The following is a 17,871-nucleotide window of genomic DNA, read 5'->3' on the forward strand; positions in this document are numbered from 1 at the left end:
GGCGTGAGCCACAGGCGGACCGAGGACCCTAGGGCGTGTCTTCAAAGGGTCATATCCACATCAGGAGTGACGCGATGGTGAGTGCCGCTTCGTAGGTTTCACGGGTTTTGTCGTAACGGGTGGCTATGGCCCGGTACTGCTTTAACGCGTTGAAGCAGCGCTCGACGACGTTGCGCTGTTTGTAGAGCTCCTTGTCGAAAGCGGGCGGCCTGCCGCCGTTGCTGCCACGACGGCAGCGGTTCGCCTGCTGGTCCGAGCGTTCCGGGATGGTGTGCGGGATACCGCGTTTCCGCAGGTAGTTGCGTATGCCTCGACTGCTGTATCCCTTGTCGCCCAGGAGATGATCGGGCCGGTTGCGCGGTCGGCCTGGGCCTGGGCGGCGAACCCTGATCTGCGCGAGGGCCTGCTCGAACTGCGTGCAGTCGTTGATGTTGCCGCCGGTGACGACAAAGCCGAGCGGACGGCCGCGGCCGTCGCAGGCGAGGTGAATCTTCGTCGTCAGTCCGCCACGGGATCGTCCGAGGGCGTGAGCGTGTGCCGTTTCTGCAGGGCCTGCCCCTTTTCACGGGCGCCGGCCGCGTGCTGATGAGCGCGGGTGATCGTGGAGTCCACGGAAACCAGCCAGTCGACGTCTCCAGCCGCATCCTTCTGAGCCTGGACGGCCTCAAGCATCCGTGTGAACGTGCCATCAAGCGCCCACCTGCGGAAACGTGTGTACAACGTCCGCCAGGACCCGTATCTCTCCGGCACATCACGCCAGGCCGAACCGGTCCGCAGCTTCCACACGATTCCGTTCAGCACCACCCGGTCGTCCCGCCGGGGCCGCCCCGTTTCCGTCCGCGGAAGCAGCCCCGACAGAACGTCCCACTCTTCATCCGAGAGCTCATGTCGCCGCACCATGCGTCATATGATGCCCCATCAACAGCCTTTGAAGACAAGCCCTAGTGCGCCGCCAGCCTCTCCACCAGCCCGATCCCCCGCGCCAGCAACTCCCGCTCCTCCGGCGTCAGTTCCGACTCGATCGCCCGCGCGAGCCAGTCCGTCCTGCGCCCCCGCTCCTCCTCCAGCAGCGCCTGTCCGGCGGAGGAGAGTTCGACCAGGCTCTTGCGGCCGTCGGTCGGGTGGGCGCGGCGGGTGATCAGGCCCTGGTCCATGAGGAGCCCCACGGCTCGGGCCATGGACTGCGGGCGCACCCGCTGGTCGGCCGCCAGTTCGCTGGTCGTCATCGCACCGCTGCGGTCCAGCGCGCCGAGGACGGCCACCTGGCCGAGCGGCATCTGGTCCTCGAGCTTCACGCGGCGCGTGAGCTTTCCCATCGCGGTGCGCAGTTCGGCCGCGACGGCGGCGGATTCCGGTTGGGACATACCGAACTTTAACGCGGGCCGCCGTGCAGCAGAACTGCGCAGTACAGCTGAACAGCACAACTGCACAGCTAAACTCAACAGCACAACTGCACAGCACTGCTGTAGAGTGGCGGACGCCGGGCCCCGCGCCACCGTCGCCGCAGCCGAACCCGGTGAACACATGCGACAACGGGAAGGGCATCCCATGACCGCCATCACCTCCGTCACCGGCCGCACCGTCCTCGACAGCAGGGGCAACCCCACCGTCGAGGTGGATGTGGAACTGGCCGACGGCTCCATCGGCCGGGCCGCAGTCCCCTCCGGCGCCTCCACCGGCGCCCGCGAGGCCGTCGAACTCCGCGACGGCGACCCCGCCCGCTGGCACGGCAAGGGCGTCGACCACGCCGTACGCAACGTGAACACGGAGCTGGCCGCCGCCGTCACCGGCCGCGAGGCCGAGGACCAGGCCGGCCTCGACGCCGCCCTCACCGCCACGGACGGCACCCCCACCAAGTCCCGGCTCGGCGCCAACGCGATCCTCGGGGTCTCCCTCGCCGCCGCGAAGGCCGCGGCCGCCGCCCACCGCCTGCCGCTCTACCGCTACCTCGGCGGCTCGGACGCCCGGCTGCTCCCCGTACCGATGATGAACATCGTCAACGGGGGCGCCCACGCCGACAATCCCCTGGACTTCCAGGAGTTCATGATCGCCCCGATCGGCGCGGAGACCTTCGCCGAGGCCGTACGCATGGGCTCGGAGATCTTCCACACCCTGCGCCGCGACCTCCTCGCCGCCGGGCACTCCACGGGCGTGGGCGACGAGGGCGGCTTCGCCCCGTCCCTCCGCACCGCCGAGGAGGCCCTCGACTTCGTGGTGGCCGCCGTCGAGCGCACCGGCTACCGGCCGGGCACGGACATCGGCCTGGTCATGGACCCCGCCTCGTCCGAGTTCTTCCGCGAGGGCGTCTACGACTACACCGGGGAGGGCGTACGACGCTCCCCCGCCGAACAGGCCGACTACCTGGTCAAGTTGATCGACGCCTACCCCATCGTGTCCATCGAGGACCCGATGGCCGAGGACGACCTCACGGGCTGGCGGGACCTGACCGCACGCGTCGGGGCGCGCTGCCAGCTCACCGGCGACGACGTCTTCTGCACGAACGAGACCATCCTGCGCGAGGGCATCGGCTCCGGCGTCGCCAACTCGGTCCTGGTCAAGGTCAACCAGATCGGCACCCTGACCGAAGCCCTGGCCACCGTCAACGCCGCCCACCGGGCGGGCTACACCGTCGTCATGTCGCACAGGTCGGGAGAGACCGAGGACACGACGATCGCGGACCTGGCGGTGGCCACGGGCTGCGGCCAGATCAAGACCGGATCGCTGTCCCGCTCCGACCGCACCGCCAAGTACAACCAACTCATCCGCATCGAGGAGGGGTTGGGCGACAGCGCCCAGTACGCGGGCGCGGAGGCCCTGCGTCGCCGCTAGGGTCTGTCCGGCCACCCCTCCATGACCGCCTCCACCGCTTCGAGCGTGGGGTCCACGACGTCCCAGTCGTGTACGGAGGGGTGCCCGGCGAACAGCCCGCACGCGTCCCCGCTCCGCGCGTCGATCCCGGGACACCAGGCCAGCCCCGCCAGCCGGGCGCCGGCCCCGGCCCCGGCCTCGGTCCCGGCCTCGGTTCCGTTCCATCGCACCCACACGGCCTCGCGGTTCGCGTCGTCCTCCCACAGCAGGGCCGCGTGGTCGTCGCCGTGGTCGTCCCCCAGTTCGCACAGGACGTACCCGGCTTGCGGCGGGTTCCCGGGGGCGGCCAGGCGGACCACGTGATCCGGGGGCGGCAGCAAGGCCACGGCAGTGCATTGGTTCATGGGTCGGAAGACCTCCGGTTGCCGTCAGGGCTCGTCGATGTCGATGTCGGTATCGGTGTCGGTGTGGGCATCGGTATGGGTATGGGTATGGGTATGGGTGCGGCCGCGCTCGGCGATCAGCTCTCCGAGCGGATCGGTCACGGAGAACGAGTGCGGGCCGGGGTGGTGGTCGAAGTACCCGCACAACGTCACCGTGCGGGTGACCAGGTTGCGGAGAATGGCGGGGCACAGGGCGAAGACGTCGAGCCGGTAGACGCGGTGGGCCCCGGCACCGGTCCACAGGAGCCACAGGTCCCGGTCCTCGTCCGGAAGGTCGGCGGCCCACAGGTGGGCGGCGTGCTCCGTCGACTCGTCGTGCTCGCCCAGCTCGCAGAGCAGGAACTCGTCCTGGTCGACGGCGTCGGGCGGGTGCTCGGGGCCCCCTTCCATGGTCGCGAGCGCGAGAAGTGCCTCGAAGTACGGGACGTGGGTCACGGCGGTGCATTGCAGCACGGGGTCAGGTCTCTTCCCTACGGTGCCGGGGAGGCAGTGGTACGAAGCTCCGCACACGGCTTCGGGGGCAGTACGGAGTCGGCGGGGCGGAGGTGGTGGCGGTCGGAGCCGACCGGCCACCCGGCGAGGGTGACCCGCAGGCCGACGGCCGGGTCGACCACGGTGAGCAGGGCGGGGAGCCCGCACTCCAGGGCACTTATGGCCTCGCCCTGGCGGCCCTCGTCACCGGCCCAGGCCCGCAGCCCTTCCGGGGCGTCGCAGCCGTGGAAGGTGACCTGCCGGACGTCCCTCGCCCGGAGCCAGGGGGAGGCGGGCGGCAGGTCCCGCCCGTGCCCGTCCGCCAGGCGTAGCGCCTGCCTGCGCAGCCACCGGAGAACAAGCCTGCGGTTCGGTACGGCGATCCCCCCGAGCCACAGGGCCCTCCCGCCGGCCGTCGCGGTGACGGCGGCCACGTAATCCAGGTCCCTCACGCGGCACTCTCACCACTGCCGCCCGAACGAATCAGGCACCGCAGCCGGGCAGCCGCCGCCTCGATCGCGTTCACCACCGCCTCGCGCTCGGCGTCCCGGTCGGTGATCGCCGCGTCCAACTCCGCTAAGAACAGGGCCCGGTAGGCCGGGTCCGACTCCACACGTCGCAGCTCCGCGAAGGAGCCGTCGGGCCGGGCCCGCCACAGCGGCTCGGGTGCTCTCACAGCACTTCCCCCCTGCTTCGGGCGTTGAGGCGTGCGGTACGGGCTCGAAGCTGCTCTATGAGGAGCGCGGGGCGTACGTGGCAGGGCTCGGCCTCCCACTCGCGCCCGCCGCCCACGGGGCGCAGGGACCAATAGGCGCCGGCCACTCCCCGGAACTCACCCACGCGGTCGGCGCGGCTGGTGTCGACCACGAGGGTGCCGGGGGCGGGGGGGGAACCGGAAGGTCAGGAGGCTCGTGGGTATTCGGACGCGCGTTCTCGCCGTACACCGATAGCTCCTCTCCGTAGCTGAATGACTACCGGGGCGGCTCAGCGTGGCCTAGCGTTGGACCTCCTTCAACGTTGCAGGGGTGGAGAGAACGTTGGTAAACCTCAAGGATTTGAACCCGGACGCAGGACCGGAAGCGGCCTACGGCGCACGTCTGCGCAGGGAACGCGAGGCGCGGGGGTGGAGGCAGGACGACCTCGCCGGGCGGATCGGGTACACCGGGCGCCATGTCTCGGGGGTGGAAACTTGTCACAAGTCCCCAACTCGCAAGTTCTCGATCGCCGTTGATGTCGCACTGGGGTTCGTTGGATCGGCTGATTCGTTCGAGCGCGAGTGGCGGAAGATCAAGCACGGGGTGCTGTTGCAGGGCTTCCCCGAGTACGTGGCCTTGGAAGGCCGGGCGGCGGAGATCAGGCTGTTCGAGGTGGGCGTGATCCCTGGCCTGCTTCAGACGCCCGAGTACGCACAGGCGGTGGAGGCCGCAGCGGTTGACCGCAGAGCCATCACGCGTCAACAGGCCGACGAGCGCGTCTCGTTTCTCATGGAGCGTCAGGCCGCGTTAGTACGGCCCGTACCGCCCGTGCTGATCACGGTGCTGGACGAGAGTTGCATCCGTCGACCCATCGGCGGACCTAAGGTGATGGCGGCCCAGTTGCAGCATCTGATCGACCTCACCGAGCAGCCGGATACCACGATTCAGATCGCCTCCTACAGCATCGGAGAACGGCGCCCCTTCGACCGGCTGGTGAACCTCCTAACACTTCAGGACCGCTCCGTGGTCTCCTACGTCGAGTCGGAGACGCAGGGCTATCTCGACCGCGAAATCGGCTCTGTAGTGCCTGTGGTGAGGGCCTACCATCAGTTGCAGACCGTGTCTCTGTCGCAGGCAAATACCGTGGACATGATCCACGAGCATCGAAAGGGCATCTCGTGACGACCGAATCCCCGACCCAGCAGTGGGTCAAGTCTTCCTACAGCGGCAACGGCGGTTCCTGCGTCGAGTGGGCCCCGCGCACCGCGTCCACCACCGGCATGGTCCCCGTACGCGACTCGAAGAACGCGTCCGGCCCGGTGCTCAGCATCCCGGCCGCCGCATTCTCCACCTTCGTGACGGGTATCAAGTCCGGGGAGCTGTAGCAGCCATAGCTACGCCCGGACTCCGGCGAAGGGGCACCCCGTGACGACCCAATCCACGACCCACCAGTGGGTCAAGTCCTCCTACAGCGACAACGGGGGCTCCTGCGTCGAGTGGGCCCCGCGCACCGCGTCCACCACCGGCATGGTCCCCGTACGCGACTCCAAGGACGCGTCCGGCCCGACCCTGGAGGTCAGCGCCGGGGTGTTCTCCTCCTTCGTCGCGGGCGTCAAGGCCGGAGACTTCGGCACGGTCTGACCGACCCGTCGACCGGTCCAGCAGCACCGCATCGCACCACACCGCACCGCCCCACCGTGCCCAGCGCGGTGGGGCGGTGCGGCGAAGTCACCTGGGCGGCGGCGCACTTCGCCGTGGTCGACGGCCGCGTACGCCACCCGTTCGCGCCCATCACCCGGCCTTCGTCGGCCCTCCGGCCACGGCGATGGTTCCCTGAGCGACCGCGCACAGGGTCTCCTCGCCCGCCGAGTCCACCATCAGCAGGTCGCATCGGCACACGACCCGCGTGCGGCCGGGGCGCACCACCTGGGCCCGCGCGCGCAGCACCTCGCCCTGGGCCGGGCGCAGGTAGTCGATGGTGAAGCCGGCGGTGAGCACCGCCGGGCCCACGGCCGCGCCGGCGGCGAAGGTGAGGGCGTTGTCGGCCGCGTAGCTGAGGACGCCGCCGTGGACGAAGCCGTTCTGCTGGCGCAACTCGTCGCGGACGTCCAGCTCCAGGACCGCCGCGCCGTCACCGAAGGCGGTCACTCGGGCGCCCAGGTGGACGCTGAAGGGCTGGGCCTCCAGAACCTGCTGTGCGAAGGCGAGCTGCGAGGCGCGCTCGTCCATACCTCACCTCATTTCGTTCAACTGCCCGGGGAGCGGCGGGCCGTACCGGTACGTACGCACCGTACCGCCGACGCCGATCGCGGCGCGGTGTGGAGCGACGACGCGGTGCGATGCGGTGCGGTGCGGCGGGGATCGCGTCGGCGAACATGCGGGGGTTGGCAGGTTCCGGACAGCTCGTGGTGGCGGTGGTGCGACCGCGCCCCCTCCGCGCTCGTACACCTTGCACAAAGTTGTCATGCCCTTGACGATCCCGCGCCCCGCGCAACAGGCTCGGAATCCCCAGTGGACGGCTGGCTTGACGACGAAGAGGTGCAGCCTCATGCGATCACGCCCCATCGGATTCCTGCTCGCGACACTCGCGGGCACGGTTCTCGCCCTCGGCGGCACCGCGACCGCGACCGCGACCGCGTCCGGGCCCGGGTCCACGGCCCCCGGGTCGGCGGCGTCCGGAGACGTCGGGACGGCCGACGCCTGTTACACCTGGAGCGGCACCCTCCAGCAGGGTTCCAGCGGAGAGGCCGTACGTCAGCTCCAGATCCGTGTCGCGGGTTACCCGGGCACCGGGAACCAGATCGCCATCGACGGCGTGTTCGGCCCGGCGACCAAGTCGGCCGTGCAGCGCTTCCAGGCCGCGTACGGCCTGTCCGCCGACGGCATCGCCGGGCCCCAGACGTTCAACAAGATCTACCAGTTGCAGTCCAACGACTGCACGCCGGTCAACTTCACCTACGCCGAGCTGAACCGCTGCAACTCCGACTGGTCCGGCGGCAAGGTCAACGCCGCCACGGCACGCGCCAACGCCCTGGTGACCATGTGGAAGCTCCAGGCCATGCGGCACGCCATGGGCGACCGGCCCATCACCGTCAACGGCGGCTTCCGCAGCGTCTCGTGCAACAGCGCGGTCGGCGGCGCGGCCAACAGCCGCCACATGTACGGGCACGCGGCCGACCTCGGCGCCGGACCCCAGGGCTTCTGCGCCCTGGCCCAGGCGGCGCGCAACCACGGCTTCACCGAGATCCTCGGTCCGGGCTACCCGGGCCACAACGACCACACCCACGTCGCCGGGGGCAGCGGCCGCTTCTGGTCCGCCCCCAACTGCGGCATCTGAGACCCGCCGCTGCGGGGGGCCGGGGTCAGCCGGTACCGGTCGACGGACCGGACCGGCCGGCCTCCAGCAGAAGGTCCGCCGGCTCGCGTACGGTGCGCGGGGCCGCGATCAGGCGCTGACCTCGGAGTGCACCGGGGTGGGCGGGCGGACTCCCGTGAGGGCTTCGGCGCGGGCCGCGAGGTGGGGCGCGAGGTCGGGATACCAGCCACGGGCCACGGCTTGCAGCATCTCCGCCAGGGCCGCGAGTTCCCCGATCCGGCCGGCCGGGGTGTCGAGAACCGCCGCGAACCGCGTACGGATGTGAGCGGCGACGTCGGGAACCAGCAGGCTGTTGGCGTGCAGGAGCCCCACGTCGTAGCCGAACGGCACCCTGCCCCACCGCTCCCAGTCCAGCAGGGTCAGGGGCATGACCGTGAGGTTGCCCCAGTGCAGATCACCATGGCCGGTCACCCGCTCCACCACGGCGGGGGCAGGGACGCCGAGGAACTGGGGAAAGGCCCGCTCGATCCACCCGTCCCGCACCGTCGTCCTCGCCGCCTCCACCTCGGCTTCGGCGAGGAGGGCGAGGGCGAGGCCCAGGCCACCCCACCACGCGTCCGGCAGCCCCGGGTCGTGGTCGATGTCGGCCCGGTCCGGGGAGACCACAGGTTGCGTGACGTGGTCGAGGAGTTCGGCCCCGAAGGCCCACTCGCCGTCGGTCCAGTCGTGCACCTCGTACAGGCGCGGGCGCGGGACGGCGTCGGGCACCAGCAGGGAGGCCCCGACGATGCCCTCCCCCTGCCTCCTGCCCGCAGTAGGTAGGCGTCCTCGGTGAAGGTGGTGTCGCGGGCGTGGTGCAGTGCCTCGGTCTTCCCGTGGTCCCGGCCCAGCTGGGCGAGCCGGGCGCGCGGCGCCGGGTGAGCCGTCCCCGTACGGCCCGCCGGCCCGGCGCGAGGCGCCCCGCACGCCAGTCCCGCGCCCGGCCCGTCCAGGGCGGCCACCGCCCGTGCGGCGCGGCTCACCCCACGCCCCGTACGAACCGCCGCAGATGCCCCCGCACGGCCTCGGGCCGCTCCAGCCAGGGCTCGTGGCCCGCCGCGTCGATCCGGGTCAGCGGGACCTCCAGCCGCAGGGCCAGGGCCTCCAGGGCCGACAGCGGGCGCGGGTCCTCGGTTGCGGCCAGGAGTTCCGTGCGTGCGGGCAGGCGGGTGCGGAGTTCGGTGAGGTGGTCGTCGAGCGGGTCCGCGCGGCCCTCCCGGCCCAGTTCGGCGTTCATGGCCCAGTTGACGGGGCGGCGGTGCCGGGCGGCCCACGCGGCCCGGTGCCATCCCCGTACGGGATCGGCGTGGTCCGGGAACCACGCCAGCGTCAGCAGCTCGGCCTCCTGCTCCTGTGTGCGGTGCGGCGACTCCTCCAGGGCGCGGAGCCGTTCCCGCTGGGCCGAGGTCATCCGGCGGGCGCGCTCCGCCCGCTCCCCGGTGCGCCAGTCCCCGACGAACGGGCCGCACATCAGCAGCGTCGCCGCCACCCGGCCGGGGCGGGCCAGGCAGAACCGGGCCGCCAGATCGGTGCCGTAGGAGTGGCCGATCAGCACGGCCTTCGGCGCCTGCCATACGTCGAGCAGTTCGGCCAGGTCGTCGACGTGCCAGGCAAGGGTGTGGCTCCCCTGCCAGGGGGACCGGCCCGTGCCACGCTGGTCGTAGCGGTACACGGGCCCGAGGTCCGCGACCATCGGGGCCAGGTCGTCCAGATAGTCCGGCAGCCCCGGCCCGCCGTGGAGCAGGACCACGGGTGGCCGCCGCGCCGGGTCTCCCAGCGCCGTCCAGCGCAGCCGCGCCCCGTCGCTCATCGTCGCGAGTCCCCGCGTCTCCATCAAGGCCACCGCCACATCAAGGTCACCGTCGAAGCCACCGCCACATCAAGGTCACCGCCAGGGAAGTCGACGTGAGAGAAAGAAAGTGAGGAGAGTTCGGGAGGCCATGTCGAGAACCCGTCCCCGGCTCCGTCCCCGTAGTGAAAGCGACCACTGAGCGGCCCCACCGGCCGCCCCGCACCGAGGAGAGAGTCCCATGGCCAAGTACCTGCTGCTCAAGCACTACCGCGGCGCTCCGGAGGCCGTCAACGACGTGCCCATGGACCGGTGGACGCCCGAGGAGATCTCGGCGCACATGCAGTACATGCAGGACTTCGCGGACCGGCTGGAGAAGACCGGGGAGTACGTCGACGGGCAGGCGCTCGCACCCGAGGGCGCCTGGGTCCGGTACGACGGGGAGGGGCGGCCGCCGGTCACGGACGGGCCGTTCGCCGAGACCAAGGACCTGATCGCCGGGTGGATGGTCATCGACGTCGACACGTACGAGCGCGCCGTCGAGCTGGCCGGTGAGCTGTCGGCCGCCCCCGGCGCGGGCGGGAAGCCGATCCACGAGTGGCTGGAGCTGCGCCCGTTCCTGACCGCGCCGCCCACCATCGCGGAGTGACCTCGTCCATGGACGAGCTGCCGCTCCGGAGCCTTGTCCCGGGCGTGCTCGGCGTCCTCGTCCGCCGCGGAGCCGACTTCGCGGCGGCCGAGGACGCCGTGCAGGACGCGCTGGTCGAGGCGGTCCGGGTCTGGCCCGCGGACCCGCCGCGCGATCCGAAGGGCTGGCTGGTCACCGTGGCCTGGCGGCGGTTCCTCGACGCGACCCGGGCCGATGCCGCCCGGCGCCGGCGTGAGGGGCTCGTCGAGGAGGAGCCGGTGGCCGGGCCCGTGCCCGGGGTGGACGACACGCTCCAGCTCTACTTCCTGTGCGCCCACCCCTCGCTGACGCCCTCGTCCGCCGTCGCGCTCACCCTGCGCGCGGTCGGCGGGCTCACCACGCGCCAGATCGCCCAGGCCTACCTGGTGCCCGAGGCGACGATGGCGCAGCGGATCAGCCGGGCCAAGCGCACCGTCTCCGGTGTGCGGTTCGACCGGCCCGGCGATGTCTCCACCGTGCTGCGAGTCCTCTACCTGGTCTTCAACGAGGGCTACTCCGGCGACCTCGACCTCGCCGCCGAGGCGATCCGGCTCACCCGCCGGCTCGCGGCCGCGATCGACCACCCTGAGGTGGCGGGGCTGCTCGCCCTCATGCTGCTGCACCACGCCCGGCGCCCCGCCCGGACCGCGCCGGACGGCAGCCTGGTGCCGCTCGCCGAGCAGGACCGGGGCCGGTGGGACACCGCCTCGATCGCCGAGGGGGTCCGGATCCTCCAGGCGGCCCTCGCCCGTGACCGGCTCGGCGAGTACCAGGCCCAGGCCGCCATCGCCGCGCTCCACGCCGACGCGCCGACCGCCCCGGAGACCGACTGGGTGCAGATCGTCGAGTGGTACGACGAGCTCGCCCGCCTCACCGACAGCCCGGTCGTCCGGCTCAACCGGGCGGTGGCGGTGGGCGAGGCCGACGGGCCGCGCGCCGGGCTCGCCGCCCTCGCGGAGCTGGACGACGCGCTGCCCCGGTACTCGGCCGTGGCCGCGTACCTCCACGAACGCGACGGCGACCTCACGGCGGCCGCACAGCTGTACGCCGAGGCCGCCCGCAAGGCCACCGACCTCGCCGAGCGCGACCACCTGACCCGCCGGGCCGCCCGCCTCAACTCCCGCCGGGAGACGTGACATCGGCACAGGCGGCGACCTCTACCGGGATCGGGAGGCCCGCGCCCCGTCCGTCACCCGCTCCAGCCCGTAGAAGTCCGCCACGCACCCGCCCGGCCAGTAGTCGGCGCCTCCCCGGCTGAACGGCTCCAGCATGTTGCTGACGACCAGCCGTTCGTACGGCATCACCCGCTCACCGTCCGCCGCCCCCTGACGCAGCCGCCGGTCCTGGGCGTCCCACTTCTCCGCCCTGGCCCGCATGGCGGTGTCCAGGTTGAGCAGCGCGATGGCCGGGCCGCAGCAGACCAGAACGCAGAGCGCGGCGCACACGGCCTTCGCCGGGGCCGTACGCCGTACGTGCTGCCGCAGCGCGAGGCCCAGCAGCGCCCCCAGAGCGGCGAGCAGGACCACGTACAGCAGGAGGTAGTCGTTCCACAGCCGGTTGGCGCTCGGGGCGCTCACCCGGTCCTGGAACACCGGGTACGCGATCACCGTGCAGAGGTAGCCGGAGATCAGGAGCGTCAGCAGTCCGGCCCAGGCCAGCTGCGGCCAGTGAGCCGGCGGGCGGGGGGTGCGGCCGTCCCGGCGGTCGCAGAGCAGGCCCACGAGCACGCCCACCGCGACCGCGCCGACGTACTGCCACGTCGTGACCACCGTGACGGTGATCTCCGCGAAGCCCCGCAGCGAGGCGGCGAGCGAGTCGGGGGCGAGCAGCGACGTGGTCCCGGCCCCGAACCGTTCGCGGCGGTGGACCGAGCCGGGCGAGGTGATGAGGACGAGGGCACCCGCCGACGTTCCGGCGAGGCCCGCTCCGCACCAGAGGCGGACGAACGCCCGCGCGGGGGCGTTCGGGACGAGCCGGCCGCTCAGGAGCAGCGTGGCCAGCAGCACCGCCACCACCACGATCGCCGTCTCCTCCGAGAGGGTGGCGACGAAGGCGCCCGCCAGCAGCGCGAAAGCCAGGGCGGCTCCCCTGCCCCGGCGGGTACGGGCGAGCAGCGGCGGGATCAGGGCGGCGCAGGCCAGGACCGGGGGCAGGGTGTGGGAGACCGAGGCGGCGGGCCAGTAGAACGTCTTGTACGTGTTCGGCGTGACGAACAGGAACAGCGCGGTCACCATCGCCGCGACCAGCAGCGGCAGCCCGCGCGGCACGGTGATCCCGCCCCGGCGCAGCGCCAGTGCCGTCACCGCCCACAGGACCGCGAGCACCAGCACCCCGCTGACGACGGGGTACCACTGGTGTCCGGCGACCTGGAACTTCGCGTAGGCGCCGACCAGCATCGCGTTGGCGACACGGCCGTTGTCGTCGAAGTAGAACTTCCCGACCAGGCCGGTGATGCCGTCGTCGCGTACGAGGGGGAGGAAGCACCAGTCGTCGGCGCCGGGCCGCACCCACCGGCCGAACCAGGACGCGGCGGCGAGCAGGGCGAGGGGCGGGAGCGCGAGGGCGCTGACCCAGAGGGCGGTCCAGGGCCCGTGACCGCCCTCCGGTCCCTTCCCCCGGCCTTGGCCCGTGTCCGCCGGCTCGTCCGCGTCCGCCCCGTCGGTCTCCCGGGCGCTGTCGGTCATCACGACTCTCCTCCTCACCGGTCCTCGGAGGAGCGCACGGCCGCCTGGGGGGCGGTGTGCGGGGTCGTCCTCGGGGCGAGCGGCCTGTCCGGCACCGGCGGTCCGGGCGGTGGCCGGTCCGCCCGCGCCGGTACGGAGGCCCCGGCGTGGCGGCCCGACATGATCGCCCACCGGGCCAGCAGGAACGAGACGGGCGTGACGATCACCCCGGCCGCCAGCGCGGCGAGGTTCTTGTCCATCCCGAGACCACTGACCGCGCCGTAGAGCAGTGCTCCGGACGCCACCAGGTTGACCAGGCTGGAGAGGGGGAAGCGCACGAACGCGTGCCAGGTCGGCTTCGTCCGGCAGGTGACGTAGGAGTTGAGGAGGAACGAGCAGACGATGCCGACCGCGTAGCCCAGCACATGGGCCGCCAGGTAGGGGATCCAGCGGTTCAGCGAGGCGTAGACGCCCAGGTAGACGGCGGTGTTCACGCAGCCGATGAGGACGAAGCTGCCGAACTGACGGGCCGTACGGGACCGGGCGGCGGAGACGGACGGCCCGGGGTGTCCGGCCACTCCTGGCGCCCCGATGACCAGCGGCCCGGTCGGCAGCCGGCGTTCCGCGACGGTCCGGCGCGTCGCGTCGGTCTCCCGCACCACGTAGGGCGGGCGGTGTTTCGCCTCGTGGTAGATCCGTCCCACGTACTCCCCGATGACCCCGAGGGTGACCAACTGGATGCCGCTGAGCGCGACGACGGCGGTGAGGAGGGTGGCGTACCCCGGTGTGTCCGCGCCGTGCAGAACGACGGTGACCACCGTCCACAGCGCGTACGCCAGGGCCGAGACGAAGACCCAGAAGCCGGTGTAGATGGCCAGGCGCAGGGGGCGGTTGTTGAAGGAGAGGAGGCCGTCGATGCCGTAGTTCAGCAGGCGCCTGCTCCCCCACTTCGACCGGCCGGCCACGCGCTCGCTGTTGCGGTAGCGGAAGCTGACCGTGTCGAAGCCGATCCAGGAGAAGATCCCCTTGGAGAAGCGGTTGCTCTCGGGGAGGGACAGGACGCTCTCCACGGCCCGCCGCGACAGCAGCCGGAAGTCGCCCGAACCGTCGATCAGCTCCACGTCCATGCACCGCCGCACCAGGGCGTAGTACGTGTGGCTGAGCGTGGAGCGCACCACGCCCTCGCCCGTCCGGTCGCGGCGCGGGATGACCTGGTCGTAGCCGTGCCGGTGCAGTTCGAGCATGCAGGGGATCAGCTCGGGCGGGTGCTGGAGGTCGGCGTCCATGATGACCACCGCCGCGCCGCGCGACATGCGCAGACCGGCGAGCATGGCGGCCTCCTTGCCGAAGTTGCGGCTGAAGGCGGTGTAGTGGACGCGCTCGTCGCGCAGCGCGAGGGTGCCGAGGAGTCCCCGGGTGGCGTCGCCGCTGCCGTCGTCGACGTAGCAGACCTCGAAGGGGGTGCCGAGCCCTTCGAGGACGGTGAGCAGGGCGGTGTGGAACGTGTCCAGCACCTCGGCCTCGTTGAAACACGGCACGACGACGGAGAGCTGAAGGCCGTTCATGTGCATCCTCCGGACTTCGGCGGCCGGACCCCTTGGAGCGGGGCTTTTCATGCTCCTTTCCCTACATTTGCCCATCGGGTGCGGGGGACCGGCCCTTCCAGCCCCGGACGCGCGGGCCGACCGGTCCTTTCATCCGAACAGCGCAGGACCGCGGGGGCGGCCGACGAGGCCGCGAAAGCTCCGGTCGCGGGCTCCGGAAGGCGGACATAACCTCGCAGACGTGACGCCATCCGTGGACCGTATCCGGAGCGCGGACCGGGCCCGGAGCACCGACCGCGTCCGGCGCTCCGCGCCCGGCAGGGCCCTGCTCACCGGCCTGCTCGCCGCGCTCATCGCCGGGTGCTGGCTCGCCCTGCCCGCGGCGGTGGACGCCCGCGCGGAGGACCCCGTGGAGCTCTCCCGGGACGGCCAGATCACCGACCGGGTCGGCGCCCTCCGGGACCGTACGGACGCCGTGGAGGGCGCCCTCGACCGGCTCTACGCCCAGCAGCGCGTCCAGCTCTTCGTGGTGTACGTACGCACCTTCTCCGGGCGGTCCGGGCAGACCTGGAGCGACGAGACCGCCGAACGCAACGGGCTCGGCCAGGACGACGTGCTGCTCTCCGTCGCCACCCACGACCGCCGGTACGGCTACTCCGTGGACGCGGGCTCCCGGCTCACCGACGCGCAGCTGCGCGAGGTGGCGAACACCGCGATCGAGCCCGCGCTGCGCGAGAACGACTGGGCGGGTGCGGCGATCGGGGCGGCGGACGGTTACGCCTCCGTCCTGGCCGGCCGCCCGGTCACGGCCCCCGCCATCACCCCGGGCCCCGCCGACCCCGGCACCGGCGCCGCCGGCCCCTCCGGTGCGGGCGATTTCATCATGCCGGTGGTCGTGGCCGGGGGCGCGGCGGCGCTGGCCGCCTTCGCGTACGCCCGGCGCAGGCGCCGTTCCGCGACCCGCACCACCCCGGCGGCGACCGGCTGGGGGCGGTCCTCGGCGGCGGACGACGCGCCGGTCACCCTGGAGGAGCTGGACGCGCGGGCCAAGCAGGTGCTGGTGGACACCGATGACGCGGTCCGCACCAGCGAGGAGGAACTCGGCTTCGCGACCGCCCAGTTCGGGGAGGAGGCGGCGAAGCCCTTCACCGAGGCGGTCGCGCGGGCCAAGGACGAGCTGACGCGGTCCTTCCGGTTGCGCCAGCAGCTCGACGACGCCTTCCCCGAGGACGACGCGACCCGCCGCCGGATGCTGGAGGAGATCATCGCGCGGTGCACGGCCGCCGACGAGGGGCTCGACACGGTCGCGGCGGACTTCGACCGGCTGCGCGCCCTGGAACGCGACGCCCCCGAGGCCCTGGCCGCCGTCGAGACCACGTTCCGCACGCTCACCGGGCGCGGGTCGGCGGCCCGGCAGGCGGTGGCGGGGATGCGCGAGCGGTACGGGGACGGGGCCGCCGCCCCCGTCGCGGGCGACGTCGAGCAGGCCGAGGACCGGCTCGCCTTCGCCACCTCCACCCTGGAGAGGGCCCGCCAGGCGGTCGACGCCACCGACCACGCGCGGGCCGCCGTCTACATCCGGGCCGCCGAGGGCGCGGTCGGCCAGGCGGGCACCCTCATCGACTCGGTGGACCGGCGCGCGGCCGAGCTGGCCGAGGCGGCCGGGGAGCTGCCCGCCGCCCTCACCGAGACGGAGACCGACCTCGCCGACGCCCGCGGCCTCCTCGAAGGCACCGCGCCCGCCACCCCCACCGCCGACCTGCGGGGCCGGATCGCCCGCGCCGAGGCCGTACTCACCGCCGTACGGGAGGCGATGGCGGCGGGCCCCTACGACCCGGTCGACGCGCTGCGCCGGGTGGAGGAGGCCGACGCGGCCCTGGACGAGGCGCTCGCCGGGGCCCGGGAGCGGGAGCGGGGCGGCCGGCGGGCCCGCTCGCTCCTCGACCAGGCGCTGCTCACCGCCCGCTCCGCGATCGGGGCGGCGGCCGACTACATCACCACCCACCGGGGCGCGGTCGGCGCCCCGGCCCGCACCCGCCTGGCGGAGGCCCAGCGCCGCTGGGAGCAGGCCCGGCAGCTGACCGAGGGCGACGCGCGGGGCGCGCTGGCCGAGGCCCAGCAGGCGGACGCGCTGGCCCGGCAGGCGCTGAGCCTGGCCGAGCAGGACGTACGGGGCTTCCGCGGCCCGCAGGGGCCCGGCGGCCCCGGCGCAATGGGAGGCGGCGGGATGGGCGGGGCGGTGCTGGGCGGAATCCTCCTCGGCGGCCTGTTCGGCGGAGGCCGGGGCGGTGGGACGGGCGGCTACGGCGGGGGGTTCGGGGGCGGCGGCCGGTCCGGGGGGTTCGGCGCCGGGCCGGGCAGCTTCGGCGGGGGCGGCACCCGGGGGCGCCGGGGCGGTGGCGGCCGCTTCTGAACGACCGGCGGAAACCACAGCTCAGCCGTTCCCGACACCCAAGGAGCCGTGCCATGACCAAGCAGACGATCCTCGGCCGCGTCACCCAGCTCGCCAAGGCGAACATCAACGCCCTGCTGGACCAGGCGGAGGACCCGCAGAAGATGCTGGACCAGCTGATCCGCGACTACAGCGGCAACATCGCGGAGGCCGAGCAGGCGGTCGCCGCCACCATCGGCAACCTGCGGCTGATGGAGCAGGACCACCAGGAGGACGTGGAGGCGGCGGCCGAGTGGGGCGCCAAGGCGCTGGCGGCCAGCCGGAAGGCGGACGAGCTGCGGGGGGCGGGGTCGGGGGCGGAGGCGGACACGTTCGACAACCTGGCCAAGGTGGCGCTCGGACGTCAGCTCCGGTCGGAGCAGGAGGCGAAGACGGCCATGCCGACGATCGCCTCGCAGACCGAGGTGGTCGACCAGCTCAAGGCGGGGCTGGACCAGATGAAGGTCAAGCTCTCCGAGCTACAGGCCAGGCGCGACGAGCTGGTGGCGCGCGCCACGTCCGCGCAGGCGCGGAACCGGATGATGGACGCCGTGAAGAGCATCGACGTCCTCGACCCGACGAGCGAGCTGAGCCGCTTCGAGGACAAGGTGCGGCGCGAGGAGGCGCGGGCGCTGGGCAGGCAGGAACTGGCCGCCTCCTCGCTGGACGCGCAGTTCGAGCAGTTGGACAGCCTGGGGGCCAGCGCGGAGGTGGAGGCCCGGCTGGCGGCCCTGAAGGCGGGGTCGTGACGCCTCCGGGGCCGTCCGCCCAGGGCCCGTGACGCTTCGGGGGCCGTTGCCCGGCGCTCGTAACGTCTCCGGGGCCGTTGCCCGGCGCTCGTGACGCCTCCGGGGCCGTCACCGCTTCAAGGGCTCCGCGGCGGTCCCGTACGCCCGTGCGCCCGGCCCTCAGCTTGTTTTTTAACGTCCCCTGCTGAAGGGCCAGTTGGCCATTAGTGGGCGATGAGACAACGGTGCGGCCTTGGTGTGATCATGTGCGTTGTCG

General features: G+C 72.6%; 19 protein-coding genes and 2 pseudogenes. 9 read left to right on the forward strand and 12 right to left on the reverse strand.

The window, feature by feature from the left end; all coding sequences use genetic code 11:
- Positions 1-49: 49 nt before the first annotated feature.
- Positions 50-900, reverse strand: a pseudogene (locus AB0917_RS18025) (IS5 family transposase).
- A 41-nt stretch (positions 901-941) separates the two neighbouring features.
- Positions 942-1,364, reverse strand: a complete 423-nt coding sequence (locus tag AB0917_RS18030) for a MarR family transcriptional regulator (RefSeq protein WP_366820536.1) — start codon at positions 1,362-1,364, stop codon at positions 942-944.
- 184 nt (positions 1,365-1,548) lie between these two features.
- On the opposite strand from AB0917_RS18030, the gene eno reads away from it, so the two are divergent.
- Entirely contained in the window at positions 1,549-2,829 is a 1,281-nt protein-coding gene (gene eno, locus AB0917_RS18035; protein ID WP_366820537.1) for a phosphopyruvate hydratase, read from the forward strand.
- Here eno and AB0917_RS18040 read toward each other — a convergent pair.
- From AB0917_RS18040 to AB0917_RS18060, 5 genes and pseudogenes are all read right to left on the reverse strand, one after another.
- Complete coding sequence (locus tag AB0917_RS18040; RefSeq protein ID WP_366820538.1) at positions 2,826-3,212, reverse strand: hypothetical protein; 387 nt, start codon at positions 3,210-3,212, stop codon at positions 2,826-2,828. The genes eno and AB0917_RS18040 overlap by 4 nt on opposite strands.
- A 24-nt stretch (positions 3,213-3,236) precedes the next feature.
- A complete protein-coding gene (locus AB0917_RS18045) occupies positions 3,237-3,704 on the reverse strand; it encodes a hypothetical protein (protein ID WP_366820539.1) in 468 nt (155 codons plus the stop codon).
- A gap of 17 nt (positions 3,705-3,721) precedes the next feature.
- Positions 3,722-4,174, reverse strand: coding sequence for a hypothetical protein (locus AB0917_RS18050; protein WP_366820540.1), 453 nt, complete (start codon positions 4,172-4,174; stop codon positions 3,722-3,724).
- Positions 4,171-4,398 (reverse strand): hypothetical protein, encoded by a 228-nt coding sequence (locus AB0917_RS18055; protein WP_366820541.1) that lies wholly within the window; start codon positions 4,396-4,398, stop codon positions 4,171-4,173. Before AB0917_RS18055 ends, AB0917_RS18050 begins: the two co-directional genes overlap by 4 nt.
- Positions 4,395-4,666, reverse strand: a pseudogene (locus AB0917_RS18060) (hypothetical protein). Before AB0917_RS18060 ends, AB0917_RS18055 begins: the two are co-directional and overlap by 4 nt.
- A 93-nt stretch (positions 4,667-4,759) precedes the next feature.
- Between AB0917_RS18060 and AB0917_RS18065 the strand changes: the two are divergent.
- The 3 genes from AB0917_RS18065 to AB0917_RS18075 are packed head-to-tail and all read left to right on the forward strand — an operon-like array spanning position 4,760 to position 6,058.
- Positions 4,760-5,599, forward strand: coding sequence for a DUF5753 domain-containing protein (locus tag AB0917_RS18065; protein WP_366820552.1), 840 nt, complete (start codon positions 4,760-4,762; stop codon positions 5,597-5,599).
- Positions 5,596-5,802, forward strand: a complete 207-nt coding sequence (locus tag AB0917_RS18070; RefSeq protein ID WP_366820542.1) for a DUF397 domain-containing protein — start codon at positions 5,596-5,598, stop codon at positions 5,800-5,802. The genes AB0917_RS18065 and AB0917_RS18070 overlap by 4 nt, the downstream gene beginning before the upstream one ends.
- A 40-nt stretch (positions 5,803-5,842) precedes the next feature.
- On the forward strand, positions 5,843-6,058 hold the full coding sequence (locus AB0917_RS18075) for a DUF397 domain-containing protein (RefSeq protein WP_366820543.1): 216 nt from the start codon (positions 5,843-5,845) through the stop codon (positions 6,056-6,058).
- Between the two features lie 150 nt (positions 6,059-6,208).
- Here the strand turns inward: AB0917_RS18075 and AB0917_RS18080 are convergent, their stop codons facing one another.
- Positions 6,209-6,646: a PaaI family thioesterase gene (locus AB0917_RS18080; protein ID WP_366820544.1), complete on the reverse strand. Its 438-nt coding sequence runs from the start codon at positions 6,644-6,646 to the stop codon at positions 6,209-6,211.
- A 319-nt stretch (positions 6,647-6,965) separates the two neighbouring features.
- Here AB0917_RS18080 and AB0917_RS18085 point away from each other — a divergent pair, with 319 nt between their 5' ends.
- A complete protein-coding gene (locus AB0917_RS18085) occupies positions 6,966-7,754 on the forward strand; it encodes a D-Ala-D-Ala carboxypeptidase family metallohydrolase (protein ID WP_366820545.1) in 789 nt (262 codons plus the stop codon).
- A 108-nt stretch (positions 7,755-7,862) separates the two neighbouring features.
- On the opposite strand, the gene AB0917_RS18090 is transcribed toward AB0917_RS18085, so the two are convergent.
- Both AB0917_RS18090 and AB0917_RS18095 read right to left on the reverse strand, forming a co-directional pair.
- Positions 7,863-8,501: a hypothetical protein gene (locus tag AB0917_RS18090; protein ID WP_366820546.1), complete on the reverse strand. Its 639-nt coding sequence runs from the start codon at positions 8,499-8,501 to the stop codon at positions 7,863-7,865.
- A 250-nt stretch (positions 8,502-8,751) separates the two neighbouring features.
- Entirely contained in the window at positions 8,752-9,606 is an 855-nt protein-coding gene (locus AB0917_RS18095) for an alpha/beta hydrolase (RefSeq protein ID WP_366820547.1), read from the reverse strand.
- A 196-nt stretch (positions 9,607-9,802) separates the two neighbouring features.
- On the opposite strand from AB0917_RS18095, the gene AB0917_RS18100 reads away from it, so the two are divergent.
- Together AB0917_RS18100 and AB0917_RS18105 are read left to right on the forward strand one after the other, a co-directional pair.
- On the forward strand, positions 9,803-10,210 hold the full coding sequence (locus tag AB0917_RS18100) for a YciI family protein (RefSeq protein ID WP_366820548.1): 408 nt from the start codon (positions 9,803-9,805) through the stop codon (positions 10,208-10,210).
- Positions 10,211-10,218: 8 nt separating this feature from the next.
- Positions 10,219-11,364, forward strand: a complete 1,146-nt coding sequence (locus AB0917_RS18105; protein WP_366820553.1) for a DUF6596 domain-containing protein — start codon at positions 10,219-10,221, stop codon at positions 11,362-11,364.
- Positions 11,365-11,385: 21 nt separating this feature from the next.
- On the opposite strand, the gene AB0917_RS18110 is transcribed toward AB0917_RS18105, so the two are convergent.
- A complete protein-coding gene (locus AB0917_RS18110; protein WP_366820549.1) occupies positions 11,386-12,912 on the reverse strand; it encodes a DUF6056 family protein in 1,527 nt (508 codons plus the stop codon).
- A 14-nt stretch (positions 12,913-12,926) separates the two neighbouring features.
- Positions 12,927-14,456 (reverse strand): glycosyltransferase, encoded by a 1,530-nt coding sequence (locus AB0917_RS18115; RefSeq protein WP_366820550.1) that lies wholly within the window; start codon positions 14,454-14,456, stop codon positions 12,927-12,929.
- A gap of 304 nt (positions 14,457-14,760) precedes the next feature.
- Between AB0917_RS18115 and AB0917_RS18120 the strand changes: the two genes are divergently transcribed.
- Entirely contained in the window at positions 14,761-16,848 is a 2,088-nt protein-coding gene (locus AB0917_RS18120; protein WP_366820554.1) for a TPM domain-containing protein, read from the forward strand.
- A gap of 53 nt (positions 16,849-16,901) precedes the next feature.
- The gene (locus AB0917_RS18125) at positions 16,902-17,615 is read left to right on the forward strand and encodes a PspA/IM30 family protein (RefSeq protein WP_366820551.1); all 714 of its coding nucleotides are present in this window, start codon (positions 16,902-16,904) and stop codon (positions 17,613-17,615) included.
- Positions 17,616-17,871: the final 256 nt, after the last annotated feature.

This window comes from Streptomyces sp. NPDC007346 (assembly GCF_040703535.1).
Lineage (GTDB): Bacteria > Actinomycetota > Actinomycetes > Streptomycetales > Streptomycetaceae > Streptomyces.

Coding starts and splice junctions, on each gene's coding strand:
- AB0917_RS18100 (WP_366820548.1), top strand. CDS start 9,803: ATGGCCAAGTACCTGCTGCTCAAGCACTACCGCGGCGCTCCGGAGGCC.
- AB0917_RS18080 (WP_366820544.1), bottom strand. CDS start 6,646: ATGGACGAGCGCGCCTCGCAGCTCGCCTTCGCACAGCAGGTTCTGGAG.
- AB0917_RS18105 (WP_366820553.1), top strand. CDS start 10,219: ATGGACGAGCTGCCGCTCCGGAGCCTTGTCCCGGGCGTGCTCGGCGTC.
- AB0917_RS18125 (WP_366820551.1), top strand. CDS start 16,902: ATGACCAAGCAGACGATCCTCGGCCGCGTCACCCAGCTCGCCAAGGCG.
- AB0917_RS18030 (WP_366820536.1), bottom strand. CDS start 1,364: ATGTCCCAACCGGAATCCGCCGCCGTCGCGGCCGAACTGCGCACCGCG.
- AB0917_RS18115 (WP_366820550.1), bottom strand. CDS start 14,456: ATGAACGGCCTTCAGCTCTCCGTCGTCGTGCCGTGTTTCAACGAGGCC.
- AB0917_RS18040 (WP_366820538.1), bottom strand. CDS start 3,212: ATGAACCAATGCACTGCCGTGGCCTTGCTGCCGCCCCCGGATCACGTG.
- AB0917_RS18095 (WP_366820547.1), bottom strand. CDS start 9,606: ATGGAGACGCGGGGACTCGCGACGATGAGCGACGGGGCGCGGCTGCGC.
- AB0917_RS18110 (WP_366820549.1), bottom strand. CDS start 12,912: ATGACCGACAGCGCCCGGGAGACCGACGGGGCGGACGCGGACGAGCCG.
- AB0917_RS18085 (WP_366820545.1), top strand. CDS start 6,966: ATGCGATCACGCCCCATCGGATTCCTGCTCGCGACACTCGCGGGCACG.
- eno (WP_366820537.1), top strand. CDS start 1,549: ATGACCGCCATCACCTCCGTCACCGGCCGCACCGTCCTCGACAGCAGG.